The organism is Bacteroidales bacterium, assembly GCA_029210725.1.
In the GTDB taxonomy this organism is placed as follows: Bacteria; Bacteroidota; Bacteroidia; order Bacteroidales.
The window spans coordinates 119,493-126,995 of record JARGFM010000011.1 but is presented as its reverse complement, the minus strand read 5'-3'; the positions used below and the strand labels follow the sequence as shown (position 1 = coordinate 126,995).

The window sequence follows — 7,503 nt, the reverse complement described above, 5'->3', positions numbered from 1 at the left end:
CTGACACTAGTACGAGAGGACCGTGTTGGACAGACCTCTAGTGTACCTGTTGTGGCGCCAGCTGCATTGCAGGGTAGCTACGTCTGGAAGGGATAAGCGCTGAAAGCATCTAAGCGCGAAGCCTGCCTCAAGATGAGATCTCCCTTAAGGGCCGTTAAAGACGATAACGTTGATAGGCTGCAGGTGTAAAGGCAGTAATGTCATAGCCGAGCAGTACTAATTGCCCGTGAACTTTTTTCAAGGCTATTTAAAAGATACTTCTTCCAGTATGTTAATTTTATTTGAAGACTTTAGGTGACTATTGCAATGGGGATCCACCTCTTACCATTCCGAACAGAGAAGTTAAGCCCATTTGCGCCGATGGTACTGCGTATTGTGGGAGAGTAGGTCGTTGCCTATCTTATTTAATCCCATCCGGTTTCCGGGTGGGATTTTTTAGTTATATTCAGTTCTGTTTCTTTTGTATTTTTGCAATTTATATGCACCCACTGTTGAGGAGAATATTTCTTATTTCTGTTTTGAGCCTGACTGTAACATTGCTTGCAGAGGGGCAGGTCATCGATACGACCAGGAAAATCAACACCTGGATGCTGACGCATCATTTTACCCGCTTCGAGGAGGTCACCCTGGACACCAATATGCATCAGCTCCAGCGGGATTTTAACCCGGCCTTTACACCCGGATTCAGTTATGAGTCGCTGGGAATTCTGGGGCATGGCGTGAACCACGTCGATTTTATGCTTAGGCAGGATCCCTCCGGATTCCTCTTTGGAAGGGCATGGGAACCCTATTTGAAGACTGCGGAGCGAACCATTTTTTTTAATACCAGAACACCATTTACGGCTCTTTCTTACTCCACCATACCGTTAAAAGAGTGGAAGGAGGATAATATTGAGGTGATACACACCCAGAATGCATCACCCTTTACCAATTTTGGAATTGAGTTTAATATGATATCCTCCAAGCCCCTTTACATAAACCAGGAGACAAGGGCCACCCGGGCGGGACTGTTCGGGAGTCATGCAAAGGACCGTTACAGCATCTTCGGCACCTTTTATTACAATGACATAAAGGCCGGTGAAAATGGCGGGATTATGGATCGGGATGCCTTTCTGAATGGCGAACTGGATAATTGGTGGGAATACCCCGTGAATCTGGAGGAGGCACATTCTCATTACAGGAACCTGGCTCTGTTCACCACTCAGAAATACAATCTGCTTGAGCGGAAAAGCACAACAGACAGTCTGGGCCACACTACGACCAGCGGTAAAACGCTTTCCTTATCTCATCAGCTTATGATCGAGCGGCAGCTTAAGGACTACAGGGATGAAATTGACATGGACAGCCTGTCGCCCGTGTACGGGAACTATTACTATTTAATTCCGGAGGCACTCGACTCGGCCTCAGAGGATAAGATATCCAACGTGCTGCAACTGATCCTGGGCGATCCCGATTATGATAAGATCTCTGCCAGGATACTTGCCGGGCATGAGTTCAGGCGCTTCGGAATGCTTGCTCCCCGGACCCGGTATATGGATGCACTGGACCGGGATACGGTGGACCGTGATTTTCAGCTGGAGCATTTTAATGATGTGTTTCTGGGATTCCACCTGGCCGGACCCACCACCGGGATCTGGGACTGGGTCTTAGACGGGACTTACTACCTGCTGGGTTATAATCAGAACAATTTCAGGCTGAACTCCACTTTCTCCAGGGAACTGGGAGGAAAAACCGATCTGGGGCTCCGGGCCAGCGCCGAAATGACCAGGCCAAATTACTTCACCAATAACTACTCATCCTCATTCTTCCAGTGGGAGCAGGATTTCCCCGGCATGCTCAGGATCATGGGTGATGCTTTTATCCGGAGCGAAAACAAAGCTACGGATATCCGGCTGGGGGCCTCCTATATTTCCAATTATATCTACTGGGACCAGGAGGCCATGCCCCGGGTATATGACAAAGATCTGCTTGTTTTTACGGCTCATATGTCCAGGCATTTCAAATGGGGAGGTTTTAACTCAGAAAGCAAAGTACTCTTGCAGTATACCACTGCAGATGAGGCACTCAGACTTCCGCTGGCAGTCATATATTCCTCCAACTACTGGAACCAGTCGCTGTTTAAGGGTGCCCTGGTGGCAGATCTGGGATTTGATATCTCCTATACCACCCGGTACCGGGCAAGTGCTTATATGCCTGCAACCGGGATCTTTCACCTTCAGGATGAGTATGACCTGGGCGGATACCCCTTCCTCGATATCTTTATGGTTTTCCGTGTGAAGCAGACCCGCCTTTTTGCTACCTACCACAATGTTCTTCAGAGTGTTGGCTTTGCAGGCAATAACTTTTTCACCACCCTTTCATACCCCATGAAGCCCCGTCACTTCAGGTTGGGAATCGTATGGTACTTCTATGACTGAGAAGAGATCCCATAGAGCTGTAATCCTCCTGCTGCTCGCTCCCCTGGTGCTTTCCCTGGGCTCGTGCAAGGGGGGACGTGGATCCAGATTTCAGGATGTGGAGCAGCTGCGACCGGAGGACAGGCTCTCACATCTGGAGGAGATTCGCCAGTACGGGGCACTGAAGGTGGTCACCGAGTACAATTCTATCAGCTATTTTCTTTACCGGGGGCAACCCATGGGATTTCAGTTTGAGTTGTTGCAGGATCTTGCCAATAACCTGAATCTGGCTCTGGAGGTGAGTGTAAGCAATGATCTGGATAAAAACTTCGCTGATCTGCGTGAAGGAACAGTGGATCTGATTGCCATGAATCTGACGGTCACCTCTGAAAGAAAGACAGATGTGGCTTTTACGGCACCGCTTCTTCAGACCAGGCAGGTGCTGGTTCAGCGGAAGCCGGAGCATTGGCAGAAGATGAACCGGGTGCAGCTGGACTCGGAATTGGTCAGGAACCAGCTGGACCTGGGGGGAAAGGTGGTTTATGTACAGAAGGGATCGGTTTATGAAGCCCGCCTGAGCTCGCTTTCCGATGAGATAGGTGGCGGGATCCGAATCGAGGAAGTGAATATGGAATCGGAGCAGCTTATCCATCGGGTCGCCCTGGGAGAGATCGATTATGCGGTTTGTGATGAGAATGTGGGCCTGGTCAATACCACCTATTTTCCGGAGCTGGACGTAGGCACAGCCATCTCTTTTCCGCAACATGTGGCCTGGGCAGTCCATCCCCGTTCCGACAGCCTGCTGAAGGTGATTGACCAGTGGATCAATGGCTTCCGAAGGACAGACAAGTATTCTATTCTCTATAATAAGTACTTCAATAACAGGCACTCCTACAGAAGCATTCACAGCGAATACTATACCCTAAGGAGCGGAAAGATTTCCCGTTACGATGATATCATCAAAAATGAGAGCGAACGTATTGGCTGGGACTGGAGGCTGCTTGCATCGGTGATTTTCCAGGAATCCAGGTTTAATCCCGAGGCGGTCTCCTGGGCAGGCGCATTCGGATTGATGCAGTTGATGCCTATTACAGCAGGGAGTTATGGAATTACTCCGGATTCGCCCCCGGAGGAGCAGATCCGGGCAGGCGCCAGTTTTATCAAGTGGCTCGATGAACGTTTCGATGAGGTGATTACAGATCCGGATGAACGCATCAAATTTGTTCTGGCCTCTTACAATATTGGATTGGGCCATATCCAGGACGCCAGAAGACTGGCGGAACGTTATAATTCAGACCCCGACAGGTGGTTTGGCAGTGTGGATGAGTGGTTGCTGAAAAAATCGGATCCGGATTATTATTCTGATCCGGTGGTCCGTCACGGATTCGCACGGGGCATTGAGACCTATAACTTCGTTAAGGATATTATGAACCGCTACGAACACTATAAGAATATCGTGAACGAAGAGCTTATGGAAGTTTCCCAGTCAATTGAAGTAGTTCGCTCAACATCATTGCAGTAGCTCCCCATATTTTATCTTTTCCCACACGATAGAAAGGGGCATTTATGGCCCGGTCGTGATGCCGGATAGTTTCCGAATCGCAGTGGGCAGGATCCAGCAGCTCTTTCAAACTTACTTCAATGAGGTATTGAACCTCTGTAGGGTCGGGATCAAACTCCGGAGTTTCCTCCATCCATCCCAGAAAAGGATATACCATATAATTACTGACTGGTATATGAAGTGGTGTTAACGATCCAAGAATCTCTATGGAACCGGTAACACCGGTCTCTTCCCGGGTCTCCCTGAGAGCAGTCTCCTCCAGGGAAAGATCTCCTGCTTCCCGGGCTCCTCCCGGAAAGGAAACCTGTGCGCTGTGCGGACCGTCGTATTCGTTCCGTTTTATAAATACCAGGTGTGTATCTCCCCTGGAAGGATAGAGCAGGGCCAGCACAGCGGCATGGACGGGTTTTTCCTGCCATGGAAAGCTGCCTCTGAAGGCAGGAGCCATCCTGAGCTGTGCACCTTCACCGGGCAGGGGTCCCTGTAATCTCTTCCTCCACCATTCCGGATTTAAGCTTTCCTTCATAAAGATTTCCCCGGGCGGGCTACTGCAACTTGATTAATTTTTGATATATTCTGTTTTCCGAATAGGCTACACTCAGGATATATACCCCGGAACTAAAGTCTGAAATATCTATACCTATCGCATCTCCTGCATGGATCTGATCCAGTTCTGTAACAAGCAGCCGCCTCCCGTTGTTGTCTGTCAGCTCAATTTTCAGGGGTGTTTCCAGGGAATACCTGCTTTCCAGAAAGACTAAATTCTCTGCGGGATTGGGATAAACCAGGAGCCTGTTCTCCCTTTCGATATCCGGATGGATGCCGGTGATTACCGTGAAGGTGATCTGATCCGTCCAGACTCCTTCCTCCGACTGGATCTCGAGATCAAAACGGATCTCTTTTCCGGGACACTCTTCAGAAATCGTCAGAACAAATCCGTCCGGACCTTTTTTATATTCTCCCGAGGGAACAAAGCCGAAGAGTTCCTCCGAATCACTGATGGTGATATGGGGATCGTCCGTGGTGAGGCCGGCCGATACATCATGAGCATCTCCCTCACCGGTATTGTTTAGCCAGAGATACATTTTGATATTCTCACCCGGTTCAGGGACTCCATCATTGTCACCGCTTTGATTCAGATTGTCATCCAGCTCCTGGTTGAATATTCCCAGTTGGGGTAAGGCAGGAGGTTCCGGACAGGTGATGTGGAATTGTTGGGTTTCCGGGGCACTGGCCAGCCCCTTAACAAGGATGTAATAGGTATTCCCGGCAGTCCACTCCATGCTGCCATAGCTCCCCGTCTGCTCACTCAGCTCGTCCATGCAGGTCCAGCCATCCGGGCTGCAAACGGTATTCCATCCATAGAGCATACGGCTTCCCGGGGAAGTAAGTTCAATGCGGTAGGTGCCGGTTTCCGGGGCTGTAAAACTATATACCCGCTCCGGGCCGGAGGCCTCCTGCCCGCAGAGGTTCAGATCCCAGATCCCGGTGCCGGATACACCGCTAAAGGACTGGCTGTGTTCCGGACCACAACCGGGAATGGGAAGGATATAGTCGCAGGGGTCCGGGGGAGGAGGATAGATATGAAGAGTTAACTGCGCGTTCCAGTCTGCCTGCACGGATGATCCGTTCAGATGGAATATGATATCTCCTTCCGGACAATCCTCCTGCACGGTAAAGGTGATTTTTTCGATGCCGCTCCGGCTGTCCCCCGCAGGGATCGTACCGATAAATATATCCGGGTTCCAAAACTGTATATCCTCCTGGCCGGTCTCTACCAGGACCTCCACATCATCAGCCCCCCCGGGTCCGTTATTGAAGATCCAGAAGGTCAGTTCAATGGTTTCCCCGGGTTCAATCAGGCCATCCCCATCCCCGGAACTCTCCCCCTCAGAGTCATCATCAATGAGATAGTAGTCCAGTTGCAGATCCGGGGGGGTATCCTCCGGACAATGGATATAAAACTGGTGGGTTTCCGGGGTATCATCCAGCCCCTTCAGTAAAATAAAGTAGGTTTCGCCTTCGGTCCAGTTCATGGTGCCATAGCTTCCCTGCTGGTCGCTGAGATTTCCGATACAGTTCCATTCTTCCGGACTGCAGGCCATGCTCCATCCATAGAGCACAGGATCGCCTGTGGCAGTCAGTTCGATGCTGTAGATGCCGCTTACCGGGGCCACAAAACGATAAACCTGCTCAGTACCCCGGGCTTCAAAGCCACAGAGACTCAGGTCCCGGATTCCGCTACCGGATTCACTGCTGAAAGTCTGGGTATGGCCAGGTCCGCAACCATAAATGGGGATGATATTATTGCAGGGATCCGAATCGGGCATGATGCCCATAATGGCCCACTGATTCTCGTTGTATTCTATGACATTTTCATGTAGCGGGTCCAGATAGAAGTAGCCATCCTGACTTCCTCCCCATCCCCAGTTAAAATGGAAATAGTCGCTTCCCATATATCCGTCACATATAAAGGCATGACCTCCATCGCTTACATTGTTTCCCCTGTAATAGACCGGTCTGCCATTATCCAGTTCGGTGCGGAGCATCTCCTCCCAGCCGGTACCGGAATAGGAGCCCCTGGAAATATATACCGATGCGTCTGAATAATGAAAGATGTTCCGGAATGCGGTATAGGCCCGGCCGGAATATGCGCTAGAACCATCTGGTCCATAGTCCATCTGAACGGAAACGCCGCAATGATATAAAAGGCCTGCCACTGCTTCTATTTCCTGAGAAGTGCTCACAGAGCCAAGGCTGTTGGTTTTGGCCGCCCAGTTGTAGCTGATCTGGTTAATTTCATCGATCTGCCCGTAAGTGCTGTGGGTATATCCGGGAATTTGTTCCACGTAAACCGGATGTTCCCAGTATTGGATGATCTGGGCCATGGCCATCGCCACGCACCCCACCAGGGTATGATCGCAGGGACCTCCCGGATCTTCCGGGCAGTAGGTGTTATAGAAGCAGCCCTGGTTCCAGTGGGACTGGATCAGCGGAGAAACATCTTCCACCGCCAGCGGCGCCGGGGTTCCCTGGTCTGTTCCATAGCGATCCCACATCTCCGTAATATCGCTGCTTTCCTCCAGGTCATTGTCCATGATAAAAGAGATTTGGGCTTTGTAATTGTCCATCCAATCCAGGAACGCCGGAGCCTGATTCCCCCTGGAATAGGATCCCTGGAATGAGCAGGCGAGGACCGCCGGGATCCGGTCATCGCCGGCAACCACCACATAGCCATCCTCTTCCCCCACATCAAATACATAATAGAGTGGCGAAGAAACGCTTCCGCTTTTTACCAGAGTGGAATTATCTTCCTGCCCGTATTCCCGGTGGACCAGGGAGAAGGTGAATTCTTCACTCCCTGCTTTTTTTAAATGGGATGCGTCCAAAAAATGACTGAGGTAGAAATTTCTTGCAACGCTTACAGCATTTATGGAATCTATCCCGGCACCAAAAAGCCCGGAGGATATATGCAGGCCAAGAACAATAAGGGCCAGGCAGGGGATTTTCCTGTTCGGCAGGATCAATGGTGCCATTTGACGGCTT

General features: G+C 50.5%; 4 protein-coding genes and 2 rRNA genes. 4 read left to right on the top strand and 2 right to left on the bottom strand.

Features of this window, described 5'->3' with window-relative positions; genetic code table 11:
• The 4 genes from P1P86_08125 to P1P86_08110 all read left to right on the top strand — a co-directional run.
• Window positions 1-241 (top strand): 23S ribosomal RNA (locus tag P1P86_08125); the annotation flags it as partial.
• 49 nt (window positions 242-290) lie between these two features.
• Window positions 291-400 (top strand): 5S ribosomal RNA (rrf, locus tag P1P86_08120).
• 91 nt (window positions 401-491) lie between these two features.
• Window positions 492-2,417, top strand: a complete 1,926-nt coding sequence (locus P1P86_08115) for a hypothetical protein (GenBank protein ID MDF1575138.1) — start codon at window positions 492-494, stop codon at window positions 2,415-2,417.
• Window positions 2,410-3,918, top strand: a complete 1,509-nt coding sequence (locus tag P1P86_08110) for a transporter substrate-binding domain-containing protein (protein ID MDF1575137.1) — start codon at window positions 2,410-2,412, stop codon at window positions 3,916-3,918. The genes P1P86_08115 and P1P86_08110 overlap by 8 nt, the downstream gene beginning before the upstream one ends.
• Here the strand turns inward: P1P86_08110 and P1P86_08105 are convergent.
• Together P1P86_08105 and P1P86_08100 are read right to left on the bottom strand one after the other, a co-directional pair.
• Complete coding sequence (locus P1P86_08105) at window positions 3,866-4,483, bottom strand: CoA pyrophosphatase (protein ID MDF1575136.1); 618 nt, start codon at window positions 4,481-4,483, stop codon at window positions 3,866-3,868. The two genes, P1P86_08110 and P1P86_08105, sit on opposite strands and share 53 nt — an antisense overlap.
• Window positions 4,484-4,502: 19 nt before the next feature.
• Window positions 4,503-7,493: a thiol protease/hemagglutinin PrtT gene (locus tag P1P86_08100; GenBank protein MDF1575135.1), complete on the bottom strand. Its 2,991-nt coding sequence runs from the start codon at window positions 7,491-7,493 to the stop codon at window positions 4,503-4,505.
• Between the last annotated feature and the right edge of the window lie 10 nt (window positions 7,494-7,503).